This is a genomic window from Bacillus sp. 22475, from assembly GCF_052044835.1.
GTDB classification, from domain to species: Bacteria; Bacillota; Bacilli; order Bacillales; family Bacillaceae_G; genus Bacillus_A; species Bacillus_A cereus.
Genome location: NZ_JBQENW010000032.1, coordinates 26,172 through 49,886, shown reverse-complemented (window position 1 = coordinate 49,886; position 23,715 = coordinate 26,172). Strand labels below are relative to the sequence as shown.

Here is a 23,715-nt window from a genome sequence, read left to right as displayed (position 1 = left end):
TGCTAAGAATGTAACATTGCTCTATATAGGACAAACCAAAAGAAGCTTTATACAAAAGATAAGAGAACTTAATAAAGAGTGGACTTTTGATGAGAGCGAATTAAAGATTACATTAGGAATAATAGAATTTCCTAGTGGTGAAATTTACTCTGAAAAGAAGGTAAAAGAGATAAAATCTCTTTTGATTTTACGACATACCCCATTAGAAAACGAAACATCTTTATTATACTATAGAGGGAAATTTAATTTAAAAATTATAAATAAGGGAAGAAGAGGCTTAATTGTTAAAAAGCTTTCTACAGGAGATCTAATGTGGACGTAATTGGAATCACCTTTGAATAAAATTGAAGGTTTCTTAAGTGCAGAAGCTTATCAATTTTTAATGTATTAAACTATTTTGAATAACATATGTCAGATACTTGAAAAAACACAAATTATATTATGATATGAAATCCTGTATGGAAAGTGTAGTTTATTTCTATTGTTTAATAAAAATATTAAGAATTTTAGGGATAATACATAAAGAGTAGAGGAGAAAGTAAAAACGGAGGTTTGAAGAATGGGACAAGTAAGCAGATTTCAAGAAAAACAACAGAATCGTCGTCAAAAGGCAATTTTTAATATTGCATTTACTTTGGTATTAGTGACAGTTGGTATAGTGACATACCAGTTGTTTACCCCTTCTAATACATCAAAGAAAGCAATTGCTCAAGAAAAGAAAGTAACAAAGATAGAAGAGAAGAAAACTAAAGATAAAGAAACAGCAAAGATAGAAGAGAAGAAAACTGAAGATAAAGAAACAGCAAAGATAGAAGAGAAGAAAACTGAAGATAAAGAAATAGCAAAGATAGAAGAGAAGAAAACTGAAGATAAAGAAGCAGCACAGTTAGAAGGGAAACAAAAAGTAGAAAAATCGGTAAAAACGAACGGAACTGAAAATAAAGAGGAAGAAAAAACGGTATCTCAAGAAAAGGATCCTCAAACTAATCCTTCATGGAAGCCAATTGGTACAGAGCAAGGAGCAAAACCTGATATGAAATTTAAAGAAGGAACAGTAGATTGGAGTGAGATGAAAAAAGCAATCTCTTATGCTGTTGATGTTCCAGAGAGCCAATTGATTTTCGATTTTATTGGAAATAATGGTAATAATAAAGCCTACGGTAATGTACGAGATAAACAAAGTAATAAAAAATATAAGGTTAATATTGATTGGGTAGAGAATCAGGGGTGGAAACCAGTATCTGTACAAGTGGTAAAATAAATAGTAGAAATGTAATTATATGTTTAAAAGTTTACTCTTGTAAAACTCATAAAAGAGTTTGTTTCAATCAGGACCCTTTTGCTATGTTGACAGGATTAATTACTCAGGCTCAATTGTGAGATCCTGATGCAGACAAAGTTCGAAGTTTATTAAAATCTATCTAATTTAGTGCTTCGAAAGGTTCAAAATTGCATTTTTAAAGCATTAAATAATTAATGGTACCTTTTGAAATATTTTTGGTCTCATTTCATTAGAAACAATTCCGTCTATATAATATCTTAATGCAAGGTTGGCCTATGTTCTATGAAGATATTAAAGAATTATAGGAAACATTGATAAACGGGAATTATTTTTATTACAATATTTATGCATCTTTAGGCCTAAATAGCTGGGTATTAGCTAAGAAACTTGAGATATTAGACTCCTATTAAGTTAAAAATGGTCTTAAGTGTACTTCCCATAAAGAAAATTATGTAAATAAGCTGTCCATATGGGCAGCTTATTGTATTTTTTGGCTTAGCTTGTTTTTTTCGAAGTGCTGGCGGTTCCTCTACAAGTATTCTTGCATTTAAATTATTTTTAATATATTATATTTATATGGTTATATAGAGATTGATGTATACAAAAAAGACTCAAATCTATTAATAAGATTTAAGTCCTTTTCAAAGATAAAAAGATTGTACCGAAATGGAATACAACTTATACTTTTCTTTTTAATATGTATCTAGTAAAAAGACATTTTTTATCAATAAAATTGTATTTTCAATATAAATGGAAGTTCATTTATATTCAATGATAGGAAATAGTGGGTCTAGAACATAGAGGAACAAAGAACCATACAGAGAAATCTGAAGAACCTGAAAGCTATTGTATGTAGTTTGTTCATCTCAAGTACAATAAAAGAGTCTTACCTCTGTAGGCAAGACTCCACTAGTATCGTTGTATAATATTTACATATCAACTAAAAAACAAAAACCATATAACACCAAGTAGCAGAATCCTAATATTCCTCCTACAGCTAATACTTGTTTAAACCAACTTTTAAATTTTACATTACTGTAAATACCTTGAACTTTTTCCATATTTCCTCCTATTAAGGAGAACCCTTAAAGACTCTCACTTCGTTATGGTACCATTAAAGAATGACTAATAGAGGTTAAATATTGTCAAAATGTATAAATATGCAATATTGCATACAGAAATGTATTGTTACAAATGTAAGCGTTTACTATAATAAGGGTATAAAGTTTAATCACATCCCAGTATTAACAAAAGAGGAGGAAATAATATGGAAATCGCAATGGCAGTTTTAAAATTTATAGGTGGAGCAATCCCATTAGTTCAAGAGCTTCTAAAAGCATTTATGTAAATTCACTATTTAGCAATTATTTATAAAAATTATCATTCGTATGAGTAAAGCCCCTTTAACAATATTAGGGGGCTTTTTAAATTTCTAAATATTTAAGGTTACGTCACATTAACATCAAGTTAAAAGTAAATTTTAAGAATAAATCTATAGAGGATATTTTATAGTGAATCAAGATCCTTTTACAAAGTTGTAGGCATTAAACTCCTACGGCTTTTATTATACTTTATTGAAGTAAAAAGTCTCTTCAGAAAATCTAAAAGGACCTTTTTAGATTTTTAAATACATGACCTACTGATAACTGGGGAGTGTAGAGAATATATATTTGATTTTTAAACAAATATGACAAATTACATGTGTAAGTTAGGTCGATCTTTATCGTAGATTAAAGGGACTTGAATAAAGTTCTTTTTTATTTGTAATCACATCCCAGAGTGGCCCCTAACCTAATACCGGGAATCGTCTCCTATCCCCTTATACGCTAAGATATTTTTGGAAGTAAAAACCCAAACTTAGACCCCGAATTTGCTTTAACGTGAGGAGAGTCTAATGTCGACTGTCAGAAACGTGTGACAAAAGTCTTAAAAGAATTATTAAACACCTATCGAGGACAGAAAATAGTATTAGGCACTCATGGAGCTGTAATGACTTTGATGTTGTATGAGCTTAGCTTGATAGCGATGGGGTACCGCCAACAAGACTCGAATTTTGCACGCTAAGCAAAAAAACAATAAGCTGTCCACATGGACAGCTTATTTACATAATTCTTGTTATTGGAAGTCGTTTTGAAATTCTATATGTTTACTTTTTTCTTGTTCTTACGAATAAACCACAACACCACAGTTAAAAATAATAAAAAGCTCAGTAAAAAGAGCGGTATTTTTTGAATAAAGAAAAATCCTTTCCAAAAATCTAACCTAGTACTATCAGGAGAATCTGTTGCCATCCCACCTATAAAAAAAGACAACGGAATAGTAAGTATATTTATCCCTAAACCGATCATTACGAATGATAGATTTTTACTCCAGATTTTTGGTAATGCAGCCATAATAAATAAAACTAATGCAGTAACAATTATAAGAAACAGTACTCCAAAATAAAATGCAAAATATAAAAAAATTCCCATAATCCCCCTCCAAGACTTTAATTGTACCATCAATAAGGGCAATTTTGGATGAATATGATATTCGTATATAGTTAACACAACGCCCCATTATCGGTAGCAAATAATTTCATAGAATCCTTGTATGTACAGGGGTTCTTGTTTTTTGTCTATGTATCTCTTATATAGGATTTTATACATCATTGATATAGCGGGGATATGAGGGATCCTCGCTTTTCTTTTTTTCATAAAATTTTGTATGAAAACAGTTGAGTTATAATGCTTTATGCTGAAAAATAAAAACTTTTCTTTGAATTTGAAAAGAAGGTGTTACTTTGTCAAGTGTTGAAGAAAATGAGATAGCAACTTTTGCTACAGATAGTGTAGCGGATACAGAACACGAACTTCATCACATGAGGGTCATCCGAAATCGGTACTTGAGTTAATTGTCAGCTGAGGTCTTTGGAATTGAATTGACGGGTAACTTTAACAAAATAAGGAGTACAATTAAACAGCCTAAAATATGCAAGTTTTTATGCGGAACTGCTTGCGTATTTTGGCTATTTTTGCATTCGTAAAAGATACTGCTATAAGTAAACAGCATTTTTGAATTGCAAAATACCCCCATGACATCAATAGTATAAGTACCAAAAAACGATAATAAAAACTGTCTTCATCAGTTTCTACTCCTTATGTGGATCATAAAGTTATTATCCCGTTTATTGTGGGCTGACTAAAGTTTCCCTTTATCTCTCCGTCTCAAAAAACTCAATCCACTCCCCATCAGGACCAGCGAAGAATATGTAACGTGTTCCATCTGGTAATGTTTCGATTTCTTCTCCTAGTAAAAAGGTTACGCCGTGTTTTAGTATTCTTTCAATTTCATCCTCTAATGAATCTACCTTAAAGCAAATGTGATGTACTTTTCCTTCTGCTGGCAAGGAAGAATTGTAGCCTTCAATGAGTTCGAGTATCGTTTCTTTCGATTCTTCCACACCTAAAAAAGCGAGTTTTAAATCTGGATTCGGGTGCCCCATACGTTTAAGGAGCTGTAAGCCGACTACTTCTTCATAAAATGAGATAGATGCTTCTAAGTTTGCAACCATAAGTCCTACGTGTTCAATTCTTCTAACTGGCATGTAGATTCCTTCTTTCTGAAAATTATATACAATATATTATTGAAAATTAAGAAAATAAGCAAGATAAAAACCTTACAAATTTTAGCGTGTTGTATGGTATAGTGAGAAAGTATGTTTGGGGAGAAGGAAGGAGATTATACGATGAATACAACTACTCAAACTCCTTCATTATCAGAAACGATGAAAGAGTGGCATTATGCATTAGCATATGAAATTAAACATTGGAAAACGATAGGTGGTAGTAAAATTTCTATCATGAACGGTCGTTTTTTATATACAGATTATGAGAATACAGTGTATATATTTCAGCTTATTTCGGAAGTAAGCTTACCTGAAGGTTCACCAATTCGAATTGAGTTCGATGGTGAGGAAGCGACAGGAGAAGTATTATCTGTACATGGATTAGAAATAGAACTGAAATTAAATGATTATATACAAGGTGAAATAAGAGAAGCGGTTTTATACAGTGAACCGTGGCAACTTTTAGAGCAACTGCAAGAGCGATTGAAAGAAGCACGTAAAGATAAGCTGAAACGTAATCGTATAAAGCGTCTTGTTGATGGGACGAGCAGTCCGAAACATATTGAGAAGATGAAAAATCCAAAAAATGAACTGGCATATCGTTCGTTTTATAATCCGACAACGTACGTATGGGGACCGCCGGGAACAGGGAAGTCTTACAATTTATCACGTATTATTTCGGCTCATTATCAAAAAGGAAAATCGGTACTTGTGTTAGCTCATAGTAACGCGGCAGTAGACGTATTAATGAGTGAAGTAACGAAGCAAATTGAAAAGAAAAAGAAATGGACGCCTGGCGAAATTGTTCGTTACGGTTATAGTCAGCATGAACATATACGAAATCATGAAACGTTACTTGCATCTAAGTTAGTTGAAACGACGAACGGATCATGGGGTGAGGAAAGACTCTACTTAGAAGAGTCACGCCAAGATCTTCGTGAAAAAATCTTATCGTATAAAGCAACATCTGCTGATAAGAAGCGTATACAAGAGATTGAAAGTGATCTTCGAAAGCAAAAGGCTAAAATTAAAGAAGTAGAAAAAGAGTATATTGAAAATGCGAAAGTAATTGGTGCAACTTTATCGAAATGTGCCATTGATTCACTTATTTATGAGCGTACATTCGATTTAGTTGTCGTAGATGAAGTGAGTATGGCGTTCGTTCCGCAAATCGCATTAGCTGCTTCACTTGGAAAACGTATCGTCGTTTGCGGTGATTTTTTACAATTACCTCCAATTGCGATGGCAAACCATGAACTCGTTCGCAAATGGCTTGGGGAAGATATGTTTTACCACGCTGGGATTGTTGATTCTGTAAATAAATCAGAAGCGCATCCGAACCTATTTATGTTGCAGGAACAAAGACGTATGCATGCGGATATATCGAAGTTTACGAATTCATTTATTTATAAAAACAGAGTATATGATCATCCGTCTGTTTCAGAGCGTAAAGAACTTGCGCAATTGCAGCCGTTCGCAAATGAAGCGAGTGTTTTATTTGATACGAGCCAAATGGGAGCTTTTTCGTTAAAAGATGCTGCTTCTGGTTCACGTTTTAACATTATGTCTGGTTTAGTAGCGATGCAAATGATGTTAATCGGATTGTTAGACGGTGTTCAGTCGATTGGTGTTGTGACACCTTACAGGGCGCAGTCACGCTTTTTATCGACGTGTATTAGAGAAATGTTGCAGAGAACGAAATATCAAAACATACCAGTTTTAGCGGCGACAGTTCATAAGTTCCAAGGTTCTGAAAGAGATATGATGATCTTTGATACAGTTGACAGTTATCCGCAGGAACGACCTGGCGTATTATTCTTTGATCACAAAAACCATCGCCTCGTCAATGTAGCAGTGACAAGGGCGAGAGGGAAGTTCATTCAATTATCAGATTGCCATTATATGCGTAAAAATCTTTCTAGAAAACAAGCGTTATCGCAATTAACAGCTCATATAGAACGTCATGGAGATGTGTATGATCGCACGACATCGAGACAATTGTGGGAACGGAAAATTTCGAAACGTTTACGCTGGTTTATGGAAATGAATCTTGAAGAGCCGAAAGGGCTATTAAAAGATATTCTAGCCGCAAAACGAAAAATTATTATTTCACTTCCAAGTACAAAACAAGTGGATAAGCGAGTATGGCAAGCGTTAATGCGTACAAATGCACAGATAACAGTTTATAGTGATGGACCAGTTCCACTGAAAAATGTAAAGTTACAAAGACAAAATAAAGCATTCCCGTTTATCGTAATTGATGATGAAATCTTCTGGGCAGGCGCACCGCTCACATCTCAAATGATATTTGAAGGTAGCACGGAATTTCCGTACGTATGTGCAAGACTGCAAGCACCAGAAACAATTGGTGTATTAAAAGGATTTTTAGATATTCGGTAAATTCGGATAGGAATTCCTTGACTTTTACTTGGAATGAACTTAGAATAAAAAATAATTTAATATAATTTTATGAAAATTCTTATCACGAGAGGTGGAGGGACTGGCCCTATGATACCTCGGCAGCGGATTCGTTATGAATACTGTGCCAATTCCAGCAAGGTAACTTGAAAGATAAGAAAGAAGCTCATTTTGACTGTATATACAGAAGCCTCTTTCTATCTTTTAGAAAGAGGCTTTTTTACGTGAAAATAAAAGGAGGAAGAACAATGGGAGCGACAGGAGTAACGTCACAAAGAAAAACAATTGAAGAGAGTATCGAAAGAAATAAGGAAAAGTACATAGAAACAAGTCATGATATTCATGCGAATCCAGAGATTGGTAACCAAGAGTTTTATGCATCTAGAACGTTAAGTTTATTGCTAGGCAGTGCAGGATTTCAGTTGCAGCACAATATAGCCGGACATGAAACGGGATTTATCGCGCGAAAAAGCTCTGGAAAACAAGGGCCAGCAATCGCATTTTTAGCGGAGTACGACGCTTTACCAGGACTAGGCCATGCGTGTGGTCACAATTTAATCGGCACAATTAGTGTTGCAGCAGCAATTGCATTATCAGAAACGCTTGAAGAAATTGGCGGGGAAGTTGTTGTGTTTGGTACGCCAGCAGAAGAAGGCGGGCCAAATGGTAGCGCGAAATCAAGTTATGTAAAGGCAGGTTTATTTAAAGACATTGATGCGGCGCTTATGATTCATCCGAGCGGAAAAACAGCGACAACGAGTCCTTCACTAGCAGTCGATCCACTTGATTTTCATTTTTACGGAAAAACAGCTCACGCTGCAGCTTCGCCAGAAGAAGGGATTAACGCATTAGATGCGGTTATTCAGCTTTATAACGGTATTAATGCACTTCGCCAACAACTTCCGTCAGACGTGAGAATTCATGGCGTCATTACAGAGGGAGGAAAAGCACCTAATATTATTCCTGACTATGCCGCAGCAAGATTCTTCATCCGCGCAGCAACGCGAAAAAGATGTGCAGAAGTAACAGAAAAAGTAAAAAACATTGCTGAGGGAGCAGCGTTAGCAACAGGTACAAAAGTAAAAATTCATCAATTCCAAAATGAAATCGATGAATTACTCGTAACAAAAACATATAACGATATCGTAGCGGAAGAACTAGAACTATTAGGTGAAGATGTAAATCGTAAAGAAAGAGTAGGGATCGGTTCAACCGACGCAGGAAACGTAAGTCAAGTCGTACCGACAATTCATCCGTACATTAAAATCGGACCAGATGATTTAATTGCACATACGAATGAATTTAGAGAAGCAGCACGTTCAGAACTTGGAGATAAAGCATTAATTACATCGGCAAAAGCATTAGCAAATACGGCGTATCGATTAATTACGGAAGAAGGGTTGTTAAAGAAGGTGAAGGAGGAGTTTAGAGAGGCGCAGAGGAATCAAGGGTAAGGGGATTAAAGTGCTCTTTTCAAAGAGTAATCCAATTAATAAGTAGAGATACAAAAAGAACATTGAAATATCAATGTTCTTTTTTGTTTACTAGTCATTGATTTTGTTGGTTTTTCTCAAGAAAGAGAAACTTTTACTGTTAGTGAGGATAATACGTATCCCTTTATCAAAACGACAATTTCTCCTCAAATTCACTCTTTAATACTATTAAAGGAGATGACAAGCCAAATTGCATTAAGGAGTCTAAAAATGCAGCGAGGGAATCCATCGAATCGCTCATGACCTTCATCATATAATTAAATTCCCCACTAATTCGAAATAAATCTGTTACTTCAGGAGCTGCATTACAATACTGGATAAAATCAGAGCATTGGCTCGTTTTAAACATGATGAATGCTTGAATGTTTTTATTAATTTTTGCAGGCTCAAATTTCGTTCGATAAGCCGCTATAACTCCTTGATCTTCAAGCTTGTTAATACGTTCTTTTACAGCAGGTTGCGTCATGGATATAATTCGTCCTATTTCTGAAACAGAAATTCTCGCATTTTCATACAACAAGTTCATAATTTTATGATCGATTTCATCCAGTTTTACGGCGTTTTGCATTGTGTAGCCTCCTTATTTTTGTTTTCTAAAGTAAATTACGAATTATAACTATAATATCATAAGCGAATGGACTAAATTCCCTATAAATCTATATTTAAAATGATTGGTGTTTACATGAAAATATAAGTATAGGTTTTTATCAAACGGAAATTTAGGAAGGATGGAAAAAATGAAGAATCTTGATGGAAAAGTAGCGTTAGTAACAGGAGCGAGTCGCGGAATTGGCCGTGCGATTGCGATGAGATTGGCGAAAGATGGAGCATTAGTTGCGATTCACTACGGTCGAAATAAGGCAGCTGCAGATGAAACGATTAGTGAGATTGAATCTAATGGAGGAAAAGCGTTCTTAATTGAAGCTGAACTCAATTCAATTGATGGTGTCAAAAAGCTAGTAAAACAGTTAAAGAATGAATTACAAATAAAAGTTGGTACATCAGAGATTGATATTTTAGTAAACAATGCAGGGATAGGTACACAAGGAACGATTGAAAATACGACAGAAGAAGTTTTTGATGAAATTATGTCTGTAAATATGAAAGCACCATTCTTTTTAATCCAGCAAACATTACCATTAATACGAGCAGAGGGCCGCATTATTAACATTTCATCAGCTGAAGTAAGGCTTGGTTTTACAGGCTCAATTGCATACGGCTTAAGTAAAGGTGCGCTTAATACGATGACACTGCCTCTAGCTAAACACCTTGGAGAAAGAGGTATAACAGTGAATACAATTATGCCTGGATATACGAAGACAGATATCAATGCAAAATTGCTAGATAATCCAGAAATACGAAATTTTGCTACAAACTCATCTGTGTTCGGACGAATAGGGCAAGTTGAAGATATTGCAGATGCAGTAGCATTCCTTGCTTCTTCTGATAGCCGCTGGGTAACGGGGCAGATTTTAGATGTTTCTGGTGGGTTTTGTTTATAGGGGCACTACTCCATACCCATTAAGCTAATTAAGTAAATTACTAGATATGAAACGATCCTCGTTTCATATCTGGTGATGTATAGAAAGGTAGGGATGCTAAAGAAGCCTATTCAAACATGATTTTTTCGCTAGGCAACTTGAATAAGGGGGCTATTTTTTATTGTTACTGTAAAATAATCAAATTTTATTTTACAGTAACAATAAAATAAATTATTGACCGTTTGGTACAAAAAAGGTATTCTATTAATGTTATCTTTAAAATGAGAGGAGGATACGATTGAATAAACGTGGCAGACCTCGAGAGTTTGATTATTCCTCAATTGTAGATGTTGCAATGAAAACATTTTGGTTAAGAGGATATGAAGGGTGTTCTACACAAGATTTATGCAGTGATACAGGACTTGGAAAAGGAAGTTTATACAATACTTTCGGTAGTAAACATGAACTGTATAAACAAGTATTAGAACGCTACCATGAAATTGGGATTAGGGAACAAAGGAAATTGTTACATACTTCAATTCCAGTTAAAGAACGATTAAGTAATTTTTTTGAATGGGCATTGAAAGAAGACTTTGAGAATATGGATCAAAAAGGATGTTTATTGATTAATGCCAGTATAGAACGTGCTAAAAACGATTTAATGGTACAAGAAATTTTCTCGAAGCATGTTGAACTTCTTAAACAAGCTATTGAAACAGTGATGGAGGAAGGATTGCAAACAGGTGAAATTTCAAAGAAGCAATCAGCTGAGGAATTAGCTAGTCTGCTTTTAAGCAGTTATTACGGATTTCGTGTTCTTAATGTATCGATGCAAAATCGGATGTTGTCTGAACAAGTTATCAAAGGAACAATAGAGTCTATTTGTGGCGCTTAGTGCGCTCTTTTTTCGCACTATTTTTGTACCGATCATTACAATAATGAATAAGGAGTGTTTTTATGCCATCGATTATTTATTTATTAGCTTTAGCAATCTTTTGTATGACTACATCAGAATTTATGGTTGCAGGTATGATGAATGAACTTGCTCTTGCATTCCAGGTTCCTGTATCATCTATTGGGTATTTAATTTCAGCTTATGCAGGAGCAATGGTAATAGGAGGCCCCATTTTAACTGCAATCCTCTTACGAATGCGCAGCAAACAAGCATTATTGTTTTTAATGTTCATATTTTTAATTGGTCAATCGCTCGGAGCTATCGCTTGGAACTATGATATTATGATGATTTCACGCATTATAACTGGTATTGCTTCAGCTTCAGCTTTTGGAGTTGCGATTTCCTTTTCTGCGACATTGGTTCACTCTGATTCAAGGGGAAAAGCTGCATCAATTGTACTTGCAGGTTTAATGTTCGCAACTGTATTAGGTTTACCTATAACGACCGTTATTTCGCAATATTTTGGCTGGCGTATTAGTTTTGGGGCTGTTTCTGTTCTTGTGCTAGTATCAGGGATTATGATTCAACGGTTGTTACCATCCTCTTCAAATAAAGAGCAATTAAATTGGAAAGACGAACTTCTGCGATTTAAGAATATTCATCTTTGGGCAGCGTATATAACAAGTATGTTCATTATTGGTGGTACGTTTGCAGCATTTAGTTATTTCACTCCTATCTTTACAAATGTTACAGGGTTTTCAAGTGCAAGTATTCCATATTTACTTGCTCTCTATGGTAGTGCGACGGTAATTGGGAATATAATAATTGGCAAGTTTGCTGATAAATTTACAATGAAAATACTTACGGGTGGATTAATTATATTAATCATAGCGTTGTCTTTATTTGCTTTAAGTGCAGAGAATAAATACATTGCAGTGATTTCTACGATTTTTATTGGTTTAACTGGTGTAGCATTGAATCCAGCTATGGTTGCGAGGGTGATGAAGACAGCTAGTAATGGCATAATGATAAATACCGTTCATAGTTCTTTTATTACGCTAGGTATTGTTATTGGTTCGTCACTAGGTGGTATTGGGATCAGTAAAGGATATGGTTTTGTATCTCCGCTATGGATTGGAGCTTGTTTAGCTATCCTTGGGGTAATTTCGTTATTCCCATATTTACATAAAAGCAAGGCAGATTAAGATGTTTAAAATTTCTTTATATGGGGTACCGCCGCATCACCATCAAGCTAATACTTCCATATTCCCCTAAATTAAAATTTTCTTTCTCTACAGATAGCTATTCTGAGAAGCCGCTCATTTTTTCGTTTTTGAGGCATTTCTTTTTCTTAAGTTGATGGGCAGGTATGGTGACCTCTATTAGACGATAGTGAATGAACAATTTCGGGGTTCAGTTCAACTTTATTCAAAATAAGATTTTTTTGCAGTAAAATTAATGTTAGTGGAACTTTTTTAATCAAACTTTTTTAAAAATTAACATAAATACTTGCAATATTTAAATTAGTACTATATAGTTCTAGTTATGACAAAGATAAAATTAATGAATCAAAAACGTGTGATTGAAGTAGCTGCAACATTATTTTTAGAAAAAGGGTTTGCTTATACAAGTATGGATGAATTAGTACGTGTAAGCAAAGTTTCAAAGTCTAATGTGTATTATCACTTTTCTAATAAGGAAGTATTATTAGAAGGGGTCGTTGATTATTGGATTGAAATGTATCAATCTGCAATTGATGACATACTTTCTCAGAACCAATTTTTAGTTGAAGATCGTATCCAACTGTTTTTAAAGCAATTATCACAAGGAGTTCAGTCGAGAGAGTATAAGGGGAGCTGTCCATTTATTACTCTTTATATTCAAAGTCCTAAACAGGCCACGCAAATAAAAGAAAAAATAGGTCTTTTTTTTACAGGATTACAAAAGAAAGTTTCTCTATTACTTAAACAAGGGGTAGAGAATGGAGAATTTAGAAATACGATTAATATTGATGAGGTTGCATCACTTTTTATTACAAATCTTGAAGGAGCGTTATTTATTTCAGAAACATTGAAGGATGCAACTGTAATCACGAAAACAGCAGATCATTTTTTAAAATTGCTTCGATAAAAGAAGCATTTTTTTTACATCAAATTAGTACTGATTAGTACTAAAAAGGAGATCTTATATGAGAACACTATTTTTAATTGGTGGAACAGGCTTTATTGGAAAGCAATTAGTGACAGAATTAGCCAAAGAGGATGTTAAAATTCTTCTTTTAGTGAGGTCAAAAAGTAAAGCAATACGCCTTTTTCAAGAAAGAGGCATCTTAAAAAAGGAAGTTATGCACTTTATTGAAGGTGATTTGACGAAAATAGATTTAGGTCTAAGTGCTGAAGATAAGGAGAGGGTATTGAAAACGGATGTGATTATTCACGCAGGAGGCCCCATGGATATTCAAGCGACAAGTAAAGAGGCAGCTTCCGTATTTTTAAATGGTGCCAAACATATTAGTGAATTAGCTAAAAGTATTCATCAATTGAAGGGCTTGCAACAATTTATTCATGTTGTAGGTTATATGAGTCCCTTTGATGATAAAAATAGCAAGATTGCAATTGATGTGTTTAAAGAAGGAAACAATTATTTGAAAATAAAAAATCCATATGAGAGAACAAAATTTTTAGCAGATCTTTATATCCGTCACCAGGCAGCGGCAGTAGGTTATCCGCTTTCTGTAATTAATCCGCCAACTGTAGTCGGTAGTAGTAAAACAGGGAGTACAGAGCAGATAGCAGGATTAGGTTTGCTTGTGATGAGTATGCGAAGAGGGCTCATGCCAGTGATTCCTGGAGGTAAGGGATATAGGTTACCACTTATTTCAAACGATGAGCTTGCGAAGTTTATTGTGCAGGTTTTCAGATTGGAGCAACCGACTATTCAAACATATACACTTGTTGAAGACAAACAGTACGATCAGAACATCGCTGAATTATTAAGTATTATGTCGGAAAGTATGAATATGGGGGCACCAAAAATCTCTGTCCCAATGCCACTTATGAAAGCAATTATGAATAGTGGAGTAAGTAAAATAACAAAAATTCCTTCTGATGGACTGAATTTTATTACAAAACGAAAATTTTCAAATGTTTCAGCGAAAAAAATTATGGGAGGAGATTGGTTTAAGGAGACGAATGTAATGAAATTTTTCCCTGCCGTAGTAGCTGATCTGGATTATCGAATGATGTATCAAAATGGCCAACATAATCAATTATTTAAACGAACATTATGCGATAACACTACCCTTTACCAATTACAAGGAGAGGGTAAACCGTTTATATTATTACATGGTTTATTGAGTGATGGAGAGGATTTATTTCCTTTAGCACAAGAGCTTCATGAAAAAACTGGTCAACCTGTATGGATCTTGGATCTTCCAGGTTTGGGACGTTCTCCTTTTAAACTAGAGAAAAATCTTCTAGATATCTATTTGAATGTAGTGAAAAAATTATTGGAGAAAGCTACGAATGGTGCACATCTAATTGGCCATTCATTCGGTGCGTTTATTCTTCTGGAAGCATTGGTACAAGAGTACATAGATAAGAAGTATTCAATCACTTTACTTCAGCCACCTGTTGTTAAAAAAAATGCTAAATTGTTAAATGTTCCTCAATTTATGAACAAATGGACATTAAAACTGGCAACTACTAATTTGATAGGGCGTTATTTATTAAGTAATGGTTTGTTTGAAAGTATCGAGAGTATCCCTGAACATTATATTGAAAAAATAAGAAACAGTTTTACTTCTCCTAGAATTTTAAATACTACGGTTCAGCTTAACAGTTTACTACTGAAAAACAATCAAGGTGATTTCAATGAAGTAACAAAGTATAACCTTCACATTATTTGGGGGGATTATGACAGAGGCTATTCTGCTCCATCGCATCTTGGTAAGGTTGATTTTGTTCCATATGGCCATCATTTTCCTCTTAGCCATCCGAGTGAAACGGCAACATTAGTAATAAAAAATAGTAATATTAGCAGATGAGAGTGTGGGATAAATAAAAAGTGTGTAGTAAGATCGTTGTGTCTTTGAAATAAAATCTTACTGTTTGGGGTCCCGCCACATAGCTATCAAGTTAATATTTTAAATTACCCCCATAACGAAAATTTTATATCACTACAACAGTCATTTATGAGAAGTTAGGCCATTTTATTTATTGTTATGCTGTTTTCTTGTGACACAGAGTACAATTATAGGCAACATCTAAAATATTAAAGACTTTCTTTTTTTCATAACAGTGGAACTTTCGCCGTTTTTCTGTAGGAGGATAAACAGGCGAAGCAGGATTACTTGAGTTGAAAGCTCTTGATACAATCCGATATAAGCTTCGTAAATTTCGTGGGTTTGTCCTGGTTATAGCTGGAATGAATTTGACAATTGTTACAGAAAAAAGAACTGACATTCTTACAAATCTGGAAAATTGATAATGGCTGTTTATGAAACTTTCAATATTTATAATTAAAGTTGGTGCTACTTCTTTATTGCATTAGATAGCAATGTAATTTATAATACGTTTAAATGATTAAATTATTAAACGGAAGGTAATGTTAGCGAAATGAACTGTAATGATAAAGTAATGCATATTTTAGAAAATTTAAGACCATGTTTCCAAGGGTTGGGAGATCCAACTCGTCAGCAAATTGTATCGCTTTTAATTGATAAAGATAGCTTGAATGTGACACAAATTGCGGAGCATATTCCCATGTCAAGACCTACTGTATCTCATCATTTGAAAATATTGAAACAATCAGGGTTACTTCGAGTTCAGAAAAAAGGCACTGAAATGTATTATTGTCTTGAATTTTATGAAACAATAAATCTTTTAAAAGAACTTGTTTCTTTAGTTGAAGATGAATGTAAGAATTAGGTACTCATTTATAGTTTAGGGACAGCTTTTGTCCCTTTTTTTAGCGAAATTATGTTAAAAGGTTTAAGTTTTTAATCATTTAAACATATGATCTCAAACTAATTAAAATGGAGGTTTCAGATGAATAAGAAAACAGTATTAATTGTTGGTGGGTATGGTGTTGTTGGTAGTCAAATTGCTCAAATTTTACATGATCGACATCCTGATTTGGAAATTAGATTAGGAGGAAGAACTTTAGGGAAAGCGTTACCTTTTGAATCAGATAGAGTAAAAATAGTCACTGTAGACAACACATTAGATGATCCGTTAAGAAATTTGGATGATAATTTCACATTAGTTGTTAATGCGGTTAATGACCCGCAAGATAGACTACTTCTATCTGCAGTTCAAAAAAAAATTCCATTGGTTGACATTACTCGTTGGACTGAACGTTTTAAGAGTTCTATTGATCGATTAAAAAATGTTGAGGTCCAATCCCCTGTTGTATTAGCTTCAGGGTGGATGGGAGGGACAGCAGCTCTTTTTGCTAAAATGTATTCAAAAGAACTTCAAGAGGTTACGGTTGATATCAACGCACTATATTCTCTTCAAGACAAAGCGGGACCAAATTCAACAGCATATATGGACCGGTTAACGATTCCATTTGAAGTCAAAGCTCGAGAGGGAATGCGACAGGCTTATCCAATGACTGATCCAATCAAAGTCAGCTTTCCCAACGGTTATATAACCAAATGTTATCGTTTGGATACTCCTGATCACGTAACCCTGCCAGAATCAATTCATGCTGTTTCGGCTAACTTCCGGATTGCTTTTGATAGTAAAATATCTACATATGGACTGGTTTCTCTGGTGAATACAGGAATTTGGAAACTGATCAGTGGAGAAAAATTTAATGACTTACGAAAAAATATTCTTTATAAACCCGGAAGTGGAAGTGCACATAACATAGTTATTCACCTTAAAGGTTATGATGCTAATGGTGTATTGCATAGACGATGTGTGAACATATCAGATCCGTTAGGACAGACACATCTTACTGCTTTAGGAGCAGCTGTCCAAGCAGAGAATATTTTACAAACATCTGATATTGTGGTTCCGGATGCTAAAATTTACTTTCCGGAAAATTTATTAGATTTGGGTATGAATGCATCTGTAATTTTAGATTTTTATAGGGAATATGGGGTTAATATTACGAAAGAAAATATATAAAAGGTATCGTTCTATTCGTGGTAGTACACATATGGCTATCAAGCAAAGAAGAGCAAATACCCCGAATAACTTAATGGCAGTTTAGTTTAATAAGAACCAATGGTAAAATGATGAGAATTAATTATGCTATGGGGCTGGTCAGTTGTAATTTTATAAAGGAGTTGTGAAAAGTTGAAATATCGCAAAGCAAATATCGATGATATTGATAAATTGGTCGAGTTAAGAAAGAAGCAATTAGTTGATGAGGGGATAGAACCTAATATAGATATTGGTAGAGAACTATATGCTTTCTTTAAAAATAAACTAAGTGAAGGTACTTTAATTCAATGGCTAGTGGAAGATAATGAAGAAACTATAGCTTGTGGTGCAGTAATTTTTTATGAATTTCCACCTTGTTACACCAATAAGACTGGAAAAAAGGCTTATATCACAAATATGTATACTAATGAAAATTATCGTGGGCAAGGAATCGCAACAAAGCTGTTAACTAAATTAGTTGATGAAGTTAAGATTTCAGGTATCTCACAAATATGGCTTGGGGCTTCAAAAATGGGTAGATCAGTGTATAAAAAGTTTGGTTTTATGGAAACTGATGAATTTCTAGAATTAGGGTGTTTGTGCCCATCCACCGAAAAAGGGGAATAAGACAAGATATTCAAATGTGGAAAAGTAACTCTAAAATCAACCTTTATTGTATATTTTGGAGTTACTTGACGTTTACTTTTCTACGGAAAGTTGACACTTTTATCCTATGCCTAAAGGCGGATTGAATTCCTGCATAGGCTTTCCAGTATCACTGAATTTGTAAAGAAAAGTTGTGAACAATTGAAAAAATAATGGTTGAAATAATGAAAGGTGAGAAGGAGTTTATTTCTAATAAGCGAAATATTATATTGTAATGTTTTATCCTAAATTATTTGTAAAGGTGGATACATAATGACAGTAAAGAAGCTTTATTTCCTCCCAGCAGGTCGTTGTATGTTGGATCATTCTTCAGTTAATAGTACACTTACACCGGGTAAACTACTAAACTTACCTGTTTGGTGCTATCTTTTGGACACAGAAGAGGGACTTATTTTAGTAGATACAGGTATGCCAGAAAGTGCTCTTAATAATGAGAATCTTTTTAAAGGTACATTTGTTGAAGGACAAGTTTTACCTAAAATGAATGAGAACGATAGGATCATAAATATTTTAAAGCGTGCCGGATATGAGCCAGATGATCTTCTTTATATCATTAGTTCTCACTTGCATTTTGATCATGCAGGAGGAAATGGCGTTTTTACAAATACACCAATTATTGTACAGCGTGCTGAATATGAGGTAGCACTCCACAGAGAGGAATATTTGAAAGAATGTATATTGCCGAATTTAAACTATAAAATCATTGAAGGGGATTATGAAGTAGTGCCAGGTGTGCAATTAATATATACACCGGGACATACGCCAGGGCATCAGTCATTATTAATTGAGACGGAAAAATCAGGTCCAGTGTTGCTAACTATTGATGCATCATATACGAAAGAAAACTTTGAAAATGAAGTACCGTTTGCTGGATTTGATTCGGATTTAGCTTTATCTTCAATAAAACGTTTAAAAGATGTTGTTAAGAAAGAAAATCCGATTATTTTCTTTGGACATGATATGGAGCAAGAAAAGGGCTGTAAAGTATTCCTAGATTATTTGTGATATAGCATATAAAAAGTCATGGGCTCGTTTGAGGTGCCCCCTGAAAGTTAGCTCATGACTTTTTGTTTTGGGTTGTTATAAAATTCTTAAGTTGATGGGCATGGGGTCCCGCCAACAAGACGCGAATTTTGCACGCTAAGCAAAAAAACAATAAGCTGTCCACATGGACAGCTTATTTACATTATTCTCGTTATTGGAAGGTATTTTTAACTTTTCCTGATCTTAAAGAGTCAATCTTTTTTTGTTTATATAATTTATCAATAATTATTCTTTTTTCTCCGGCTGATAGGAAAGAATAACGACACCTGAACTGGTCGTTCTTGTTTCTATAAGTTTTAATGCTTTTGTATTGCTCTGGTCTTTAAAGAGACGCTTTCCGCTTCCTACGATAACGGGATTGACTATAAAGTGATATTCATCAATGAGGTCATGTTGCATTAATGTTTGTGTAAGATCACTGCTGCCATAGATTAAAAGGTTCTGACCTAGCTGTTCCTTCAGTTTCGATATTTTTTCTACAATATTACCTTTGATAAGATTTGCATTCCATTCGGTTTTTTCCAAAGTTGTTGAAGCAACAAATTTAGGCATGCTGTTCATCTTATTAGCAAAACCCTCTTCATCAATCATAGAAGGCCAAGCAGCTGCAAAACCTTGATAAGTTACTCGCCCTAGTAGAAGCGCTTCACTTTCAAACAGTAAATCGGATTGAAACTTTGCTACTTCTTCATTGAAGTATGGAGCAGTCCAAGCTGGTTCCTCCATGACACCATCTAGTGAGAGGTACATCGATACAATTATTTGTCCATTTTGTTCTCCTTTAGTTTTAAATTGAGATTTTTACATATTGGTAACACAATTATTAATTCTTCAGTTAGAGAAATTCTTCTTTTTTAATAGTTTCGACAAAATGTATTTATGTATGTTTCGGAATAACTCAATATATATTAATAACTTCGAAATATTGTATAACAGATAATTTTTATGCATTATTGATTAGCATTGTTTATTGTGCTAACGAATCAGGATAGTGTGGCGACCGACTAAATAGTTGCTTATCCTCATTTATTTAGAAGGGAAGTTCTATCATTTCGCGAATTTATTAGACATAGACGAGTGCTATAATTTTCTATATCTACATAAAGAGGTGACTACGCATGAATCAAAGACCGTCAGAAGTAGAATATGCCGGGAGCTCCGGCGAATATATCCGTTTGGTGCCGGACGGTAACATCATCGACATTCTGCTCGCCCAGGAAAAGCGAATGACCGAGCTCCTGGCATCGTTGACCGAAAGCCAGGCCGCATATCGGTATGCGGAAGGAAAATGGACGCTGAAAGAAGTCGTGGGCCACATTACAGACGCGGAACGCGTCATGACCTACCGCCTGCTCCGGTTCGCAAGAGGGGACCAGACGCCTCTGACCGGTTTCAATCAGGAATTATTCATACCTCCTTTCGGAAGCTGGACAACCGCGCAATTGGCCGAAGACTACCGGGCCGTACGGCAATCAACGGTTACATTACTGCGCGGGCTACCGGCTGAGGCATGGAATCGTAAGGGCACAGCCAACAACCTAAGCATTACGGCGCGCGCCCTCGCGTACGGCGTCGCAGGACACGAACTTCATCACATGGGGGTCATCCGAAATCGGTATTTGAGTTAATCGCCGGCTGAGGCCATTGGAATGGAACTAACACCTCTCATACAATCTTAGATAAGGTTCTTATGGGGGTCCCGCCCCACAACCATCTTAGACTATTTTTGAAATTAAAAGCACGTTACTATTCTCTTATGTTAATGAGAAAGGGTGACGTGCTTTTTATGAATATGTACCAAAAACAAGAGTTATCTTTATTTGCGGAAGAGTTATATCGATTTTTCTCATTTGGGGGTATTTGTTTTTCTTAGATTGGTGGTGATGGGGCACTACTCTATAATGATCAAATTAAAATTTAAATAGTTACAGAGACTCCATTACTCGGAAATATTGCAACTATTAAGTTGTAAAAGAACCGTAGTTTTTCATTTTTGAAAAGGCGATGGTCCTTTTTAGTTGTAGCAAAGTTATGATGCGAGGAAGGTTTTTAGATTAATCAAAAAAACTTGATTAATTGTTTGCATAAAGAACTCACCAACGTATATACTATAAATATCAAAAAAAGTTGATGAAGGGAAGTGAACTACAGTGGTACAAGATTTTCAGCTCTATGAGAAAAAGTTTAAAGCGTTGGCGGATCAGAAACGTTTAGAAATCATGTATGAACTTTGTCAGCGAGGCCAAACATGTGTATGTGATTTAACAGAAGTTTTTGAAATGACACAATCTAAGTTGTCCTATCATTTAAAGATTTTATTAGACGCAGGTTTAATTGTAAAAGAAACAAAAGGTACGTGGAGTTATTATGATTTAAATGATGCGGAAGTGAATAATTTATTATCAGAAGAATTGTGCTGTATCTTTAGAAAAACAGGAAAAGGTAGCTGCTGTTAAAATTTTAATTTATTAATCAAAAAAACTTGATTAATGATATATAAAGAGGAGGAATAAGGTATGAGATATGTTCACGTCGGTATAAACGTTACGAATTTAGAGAAGTCTATTGAATTTTACGAAAAGGTATTTGGTGTTTCACCAGTTAAAGTGAAAACGGATTATGCAAAATTTTTATTAGAGACGCCAGGACTTAATTTTACGCTGAACGTACGAGATGAGGTGAATGGAAATCAAGTAAATCATTTCGGTTTCCAAGTGGATACAGCTGAAGAAATTACATTACATAAAGAACGATTAGAAAAAGAAGGTTTCTTTGCGCGTGATGAGATGGATACGACTTGTTGCTATGCAGTACAAGATAAGTTTTGGGTAACGGATCCCGATGGTAATGAGTGGGAGTTCTTTTATACAAAAGCACATAGTGATGTTCATAAAATAGAAGATCCATCTTGTTGCACGACTTCAAATGAGATAGTTAAAAATTCTTGCTGTTAATAGGAGATGGAAAATAAAATGAAACGTTTATCTTTTCTAGACCGATATTTAACACTATGGATCTTTCTAGCGATGGCTGTTGGGATTGGTTTAGGGTTTGTGTTCCCTAGTGTAGTAGACGGACTGAATACATTACAGGTTGGAACGACGTCTATTCCGCTTGCTGTTGGATTAATTATAATGATGTATCCACCGTTAGCGAAAGTTCGCTATGAGGAAATGGGCCGAGTATTTAAAGATGTAAAAGTGTTAGTGCTATCTTTAGTACAAAATTGGATTATTGGTCCGGTACTTATGTTTGTGTTAGCAATTATTTTTCTTCCTGATAAACCAGAATACATGGTTGGTCTCATTATGATTGGGTTAGCACGTTGTATTGCAATGGTAATTGTTTGGAACGATCTTGCTGATGGGGATAAAGAGTATGCGGCAGGTTTAGTTGCTTTTAATTCGGTATTCCAAATGCTCTTTTTCTCAGTTTATGCATACGTATTTGTAACTGTAATTCCAGAATGGTTAGGGATTGAAGGTGCTATTGTCGATATTACAATGATAGAAGTAGCAAAATCAGTATTTATCTATTTGGGAATTCCTTTTATAGCAGGTATGTTGACACGCTTTGTACTAGTTAAGTTAAAAGGAAGACAGTGGTATAAAAAGGTGTTTATACCTAAAATTAGTCCACTTACATTACTTGCATTGCTATTTACGATCATCGTTATGTTCTCTTTAAAAGGAGAGATGATTGTTAGCGTGCCACTAGATGTGGTAAGAATAGCGATTCCGTTATTAATCTATTTTATTGTAATGTTTTTTGTTTCTTTCTTTATGGGAAGAAAAATTGGTGCAAACTATCCGGTGACGACAACATTAGCATTTACAGCAGGTAGTAATAACTTTGAGTTAGCAATTGCTGTAGCAGTTGGTGTGTTTGGTATTCATTCGGGCGCAGCATTCGCTGCTGTTATCGGTCCTTTAGTTGAAGTACCTGTAATGATTGCACTTGTAAACGTCGCTTTTTGGTTTAAGCGTAAATATTTTAAAGATCAACTAATATAATTTAAAAACAAAGGCGGAAAACAACATGGAAAACAAAAAAACAATCTATTTCTTATGTACAGGAAATTCATGCCGAAGCCAAATGGCAGAAGCGTGGGGTAAACAATATTTAGGAGATAAGTGGAATATATATTCTGCAGGAATCGAGGCACACGGAGTAAATCCAAATGCTATTAAAGCAATGAACGAAGTAAATATCGACATAACAAATCAAACATCAGATATAATTGATGCAAACATTTTAAATAGTGCTGATTTAGTCGTTACACTTTGTAGTCATGCAGATGCTGTCTGTCCATCTACTCCGCCGCATGTGAATCGTGTTCACTGGGAATTTGATGATCCAGCAGGAAAAGAGTGGTCTGAATTTCAACGTGTTCGTAATGAAATCGGTGAACGTATAAAGCGATTTTCTGAAACAGGGGAATAAATAAAGGTAAGAGCCAATCTTCTATTGTGTTGGAGATTGGCTCTTTTTTATTATGTATTTCATTTACTTATCGCATCGCTTTAAAACCACTCTTAGGAGTAATACAGAATATTATGTGAAGATGGTAAAGTTTCATTTTATAAATTTTACTTTATTAAAAGTTGATTTGTTAGAAAGGATAATCATTTATTGCTATAATGAATGGATGCGTGGCAGGAAATAGATAGAAAG

23 protein-coding genes, 2 pseudogenes and 1 riboswitch are annotated in these 23,715 nt (G+C 34.7%); of the genes and pseudogenes, 20 read left to right on the top strand and 5 right to left on the bottom strand.

Features of this window, described 5'->3' with window-relative positions:
* Together ACTJJY_RS27880 and ACTJJY_RS27875 are read left to right on the top strand one after the other, a co-directional pair.
* A partial coding sequence (locus ACTJJY_RS27880) for a sodium:proton symporter (protein WP_440607093.1) occupies positions 1-322 on the top strand: 322 nt, incomplete at its 5' end.
* 237 nt (positions 323-559) lie between these two features.
* Positions 560-1,261, top strand: coding sequence for a YrrS family protein (locus ACTJJY_RS27875; protein WP_095690579.1), 702 nt, complete (start codon positions 560-562; stop codon positions 1,259-1,261).
* A 950-nt stretch (positions 1,262-2,211) separates the two neighbouring features.
* Here the strand turns inward: ACTJJY_RS27875 and ACTJJY_RS27870 are convergent.
* The gene (locus ACTJJY_RS27870) at positions 2,212-2,343 is read right to left on the bottom strand and encodes a hypothetical protein (RefSeq protein WP_255255480.1); all 132 of its coding nucleotides are present in this window, start codon (positions 2,341-2,343) and stop codon (positions 2,212-2,214) included.
* Between the two features lie 99 nt (positions 2,344-2,442).
* Here ACTJJY_RS27870 and ACTJJY_RS27865 point away from each other — a divergent pair.
* A pseudogene (locus tag ACTJJY_RS27865) lies at positions 2,443-2,630 on the top strand (hypothetical protein).
* 497 nt (positions 2,631-3,127) lie between these two features.
* Positions 3,128-3,286 (top strand): annotated as a pseudogene (locus ACTJJY_RS27860) (histidine phosphatase family protein); the annotation flags it as partial.
* A 134-nt stretch (positions 3,287-3,420) separates the two neighbouring features.
* Here the strand turns inward: ACTJJY_RS27860 and ACTJJY_RS27855 are convergent.
* Together ACTJJY_RS27855 and ACTJJY_RS27850 are read right to left on the bottom strand one after the other, a co-directional pair.
* Positions 3,421-3,753 (bottom strand): hypothetical protein, encoded by a 333-nt coding sequence (locus ACTJJY_RS27855; protein WP_095690580.1) that lies wholly within the window; start codon positions 3,751-3,753, stop codon positions 3,421-3,423.
* A 722-nt stretch (positions 3,754-4,475) separates the two neighbouring features.
* Positions 4,476-4,868: a VOC family protein gene (locus ACTJJY_RS27850; protein WP_095690581.1), complete on the bottom strand. Its 393-nt coding sequence runs from the start codon at positions 4,866-4,868 to the stop codon at positions 4,476-4,478.
* Between the two features lie 111 nt (positions 4,869-4,979).
* Between ACTJJY_RS27850 and ACTJJY_RS27845 the strand changes: the two genes are divergently transcribed.
* Positions 4,980-7,289 carry an AAA domain-containing protein gene (locus tag ACTJJY_RS27845; RefSeq protein WP_141241017.1) on the top strand — a complete coding sequence of 770 codons (2,310 nt, stop codon included), beginning with the start codon at positions 4,980-4,982 and terminating at the stop codon, positions 7,287-7,289.
* A 76-nt stretch (positions 7,290-7,365) separates the two neighbouring features.
* Positions 7,366-7,467, top strand: a riboswitch (SAM riboswitch).
* A gap of 88 nt (positions 7,468-7,555) precedes the next feature.
* Positions 7,556-8,761 (top strand): M20 family metallopeptidase, encoded by a 1,206-nt coding sequence (locus ACTJJY_RS27840; protein ID WP_095690583.1) that lies wholly within the window; start codon positions 7,556-7,558, stop codon positions 8,759-8,761.
* A gap of 166 nt (positions 8,762-8,927) precedes the next feature.
* Here the strand turns inward: ACTJJY_RS27840 and ACTJJY_RS27835 are convergent, their stop codons facing one another.
* The gene (locus ACTJJY_RS27835) at positions 8,928-9,368 is read right to left on the bottom strand and encodes an Lrp/AsnC family transcriptional regulator (RefSeq protein ID WP_001178563.1); all 441 of its coding nucleotides are present in this window, start codon (positions 9,366-9,368) and stop codon (positions 8,928-8,930) included.
* Between the two features lie 169 nt (positions 9,369-9,537).
* On the opposite strand from ACTJJY_RS27835, the gene ACTJJY_RS27830 reads away from it, so the two are divergent.
* The 9 genes from ACTJJY_RS27830 to aiiA all read left to right on the top strand — a co-directional run bounded on the left by ACTJJY_RS27830 (position 9,538) and on the right by aiiA (position 19,002).
* Positions 9,538-10,302 (top strand): SDR family oxidoreductase, encoded by a 765-nt coding sequence (locus ACTJJY_RS27830; RefSeq protein WP_144465349.1) that lies wholly within the window; start codon positions 9,538-9,540, stop codon positions 10,300-10,302.
* 277 nt (positions 10,303-10,579) lie between these two features.
* A complete protein-coding gene (locus ACTJJY_RS27825; RefSeq protein ID WP_001042196.1) occupies positions 10,580-11,176 on the top strand; it encodes a TetR/AcrR family transcriptional regulator in 597 nt (198 codons plus the stop codon).
* A 62-nt stretch (positions 11,177-11,238) separates the two neighbouring features.
* Positions 11,239-12,381 carry an MFS transporter gene (locus tag ACTJJY_RS27820; protein ID WP_098126755.1) on the top strand — a complete coding sequence of 381 codons (1,143 nt, stop codon included), beginning with the start codon at positions 11,239-11,241 and terminating at the stop codon, positions 12,379-12,381.
* A 358-nt stretch (positions 12,382-12,739) separates the two neighbouring features.
* Positions 12,740-13,306 (top strand): TetR/AcrR family transcriptional regulator, encoded by a 567-nt coding sequence (locus tag ACTJJY_RS27815; protein ID WP_001072312.1) that lies wholly within the window; start codon positions 12,740-12,742, stop codon positions 13,304-13,306.
* A 58-nt stretch (positions 13,307-13,364) separates the two neighbouring features.
* On the top strand, positions 13,365-15,221 hold the full coding sequence (locus tag ACTJJY_RS27810; RefSeq protein WP_340783331.1) for an alpha/beta fold hydrolase: 1,857 nt from the start codon (positions 13,365-13,367) through the stop codon (positions 15,219-15,221).
* A 571-nt stretch (positions 15,222-15,792) separates the two neighbouring features.
* Entirely contained in the window at positions 15,793-16,104 is a 312-nt protein-coding gene (locus tag ACTJJY_RS27805) for an ArsR/SmtB family transcription factor (RefSeq protein WP_050845349.1), read from the top strand.
* A gap of 120 nt (positions 16,105-16,224) precedes the next feature.
* The gene (locus ACTJJY_RS27800; RefSeq protein ID WP_095690587.1) at positions 16,225-17,313 is read left to right on the top strand and encodes a saccharopine dehydrogenase; all 1,089 of its coding nucleotides are present in this window, start codon (positions 16,225-16,227) and stop codon (positions 17,311-17,313) included.
* A 171-nt stretch (positions 17,314-17,484) separates the two neighbouring features.
* The gene (locus ACTJJY_RS27795; RefSeq protein ID WP_440607092.1) at positions 17,485-17,958 is read left to right on the top strand and encodes a GNAT family N-acetyltransferase; all 474 of its coding nucleotides are present in this window, start codon (positions 17,485-17,487) and stop codon (positions 17,956-17,958) included.
* 291 nt (positions 17,959-18,249) lie between these two features.
* Positions 18,250-19,002 carry a quorum-quenching N-acyl homoserine lactonase AiiA gene (gene aiiA, locus ACTJJY_RS27790; RefSeq protein WP_440607091.1) on the top strand — a complete coding sequence of 251 codons (753 nt, stop codon included), beginning with the start codon at positions 18,250-18,252 and terminating at the stop codon, positions 19,000-19,002.
* 264 nt (positions 19,003-19,266) lie between these two features.
* Here the strand turns inward: aiiA and ACTJJY_RS27785 are convergent, their stop codons facing one another.
* A complete protein-coding gene (locus ACTJJY_RS27785) occupies positions 19,267-19,767 on the bottom strand; it encodes a dihydrofolate reductase family protein (protein ID WP_257143373.1) in 501 nt (166 codons plus the stop codon).
* Positions 19,768-20,159: 392 nt separating this feature from the next.
* On the opposite strand from ACTJJY_RS27785, the gene ACTJJY_RS27780 reads away from it, so the two are divergent.
* From ACTJJY_RS27780 to arsC, 5 genes are all read left to right on the top strand, one after another.
* Positions 20,160-20,669 (top strand): DinB family protein, encoded by a 510-nt coding sequence (locus tag ACTJJY_RS27780; protein ID WP_098128209.1) that lies wholly within the window; start codon positions 20,160-20,162, stop codon positions 20,667-20,669.
* A gap of 522 nt (positions 20,670-21,191) precedes the next feature.
* Positions 21,192-21,497, top strand: a complete 306-nt coding sequence (arsR, locus tag ACTJJY_RS27775; RefSeq protein WP_002182884.1) for an arsenical resistance operon transcriptional regulator ArsR — start codon at positions 21,192-21,194, stop codon at positions 21,495-21,497.
* Between the two features lie 60 nt (positions 21,498-21,557).
* On the top strand, positions 21,558-21,995 hold the full coding sequence (locus ACTJJY_RS27770; RefSeq protein WP_098128207.1) for an ArsI/CadI family heavy metal resistance metalloenzyme: 438 nt from the start codon (positions 21,558-21,560) through the stop codon (positions 21,993-21,995).
* 18 nt (positions 21,996-22,013) lie between these two features.
* Positions 22,014-23,054, top strand: coding sequence for an ACR3 family arsenite efflux transporter (gene arsB / locus ACTJJY_RS27765; protein WP_440607090.1), 1,041 nt, complete (start codon positions 22,014-22,016; stop codon positions 23,052-23,054).
* A 25-nt stretch (positions 23,055-23,079) separates the two neighbouring features.
* A complete protein-coding gene (gene arsC / locus ACTJJY_RS27760) occupies positions 23,080-23,484 on the top strand; it encodes an arsenate reductase (thioredoxin) (RefSeq protein ID WP_440607089.1) in 405 nt (134 codons plus the stop codon).
* Positions 23,485-23,715 lie beyond the last annotated feature (231 nt).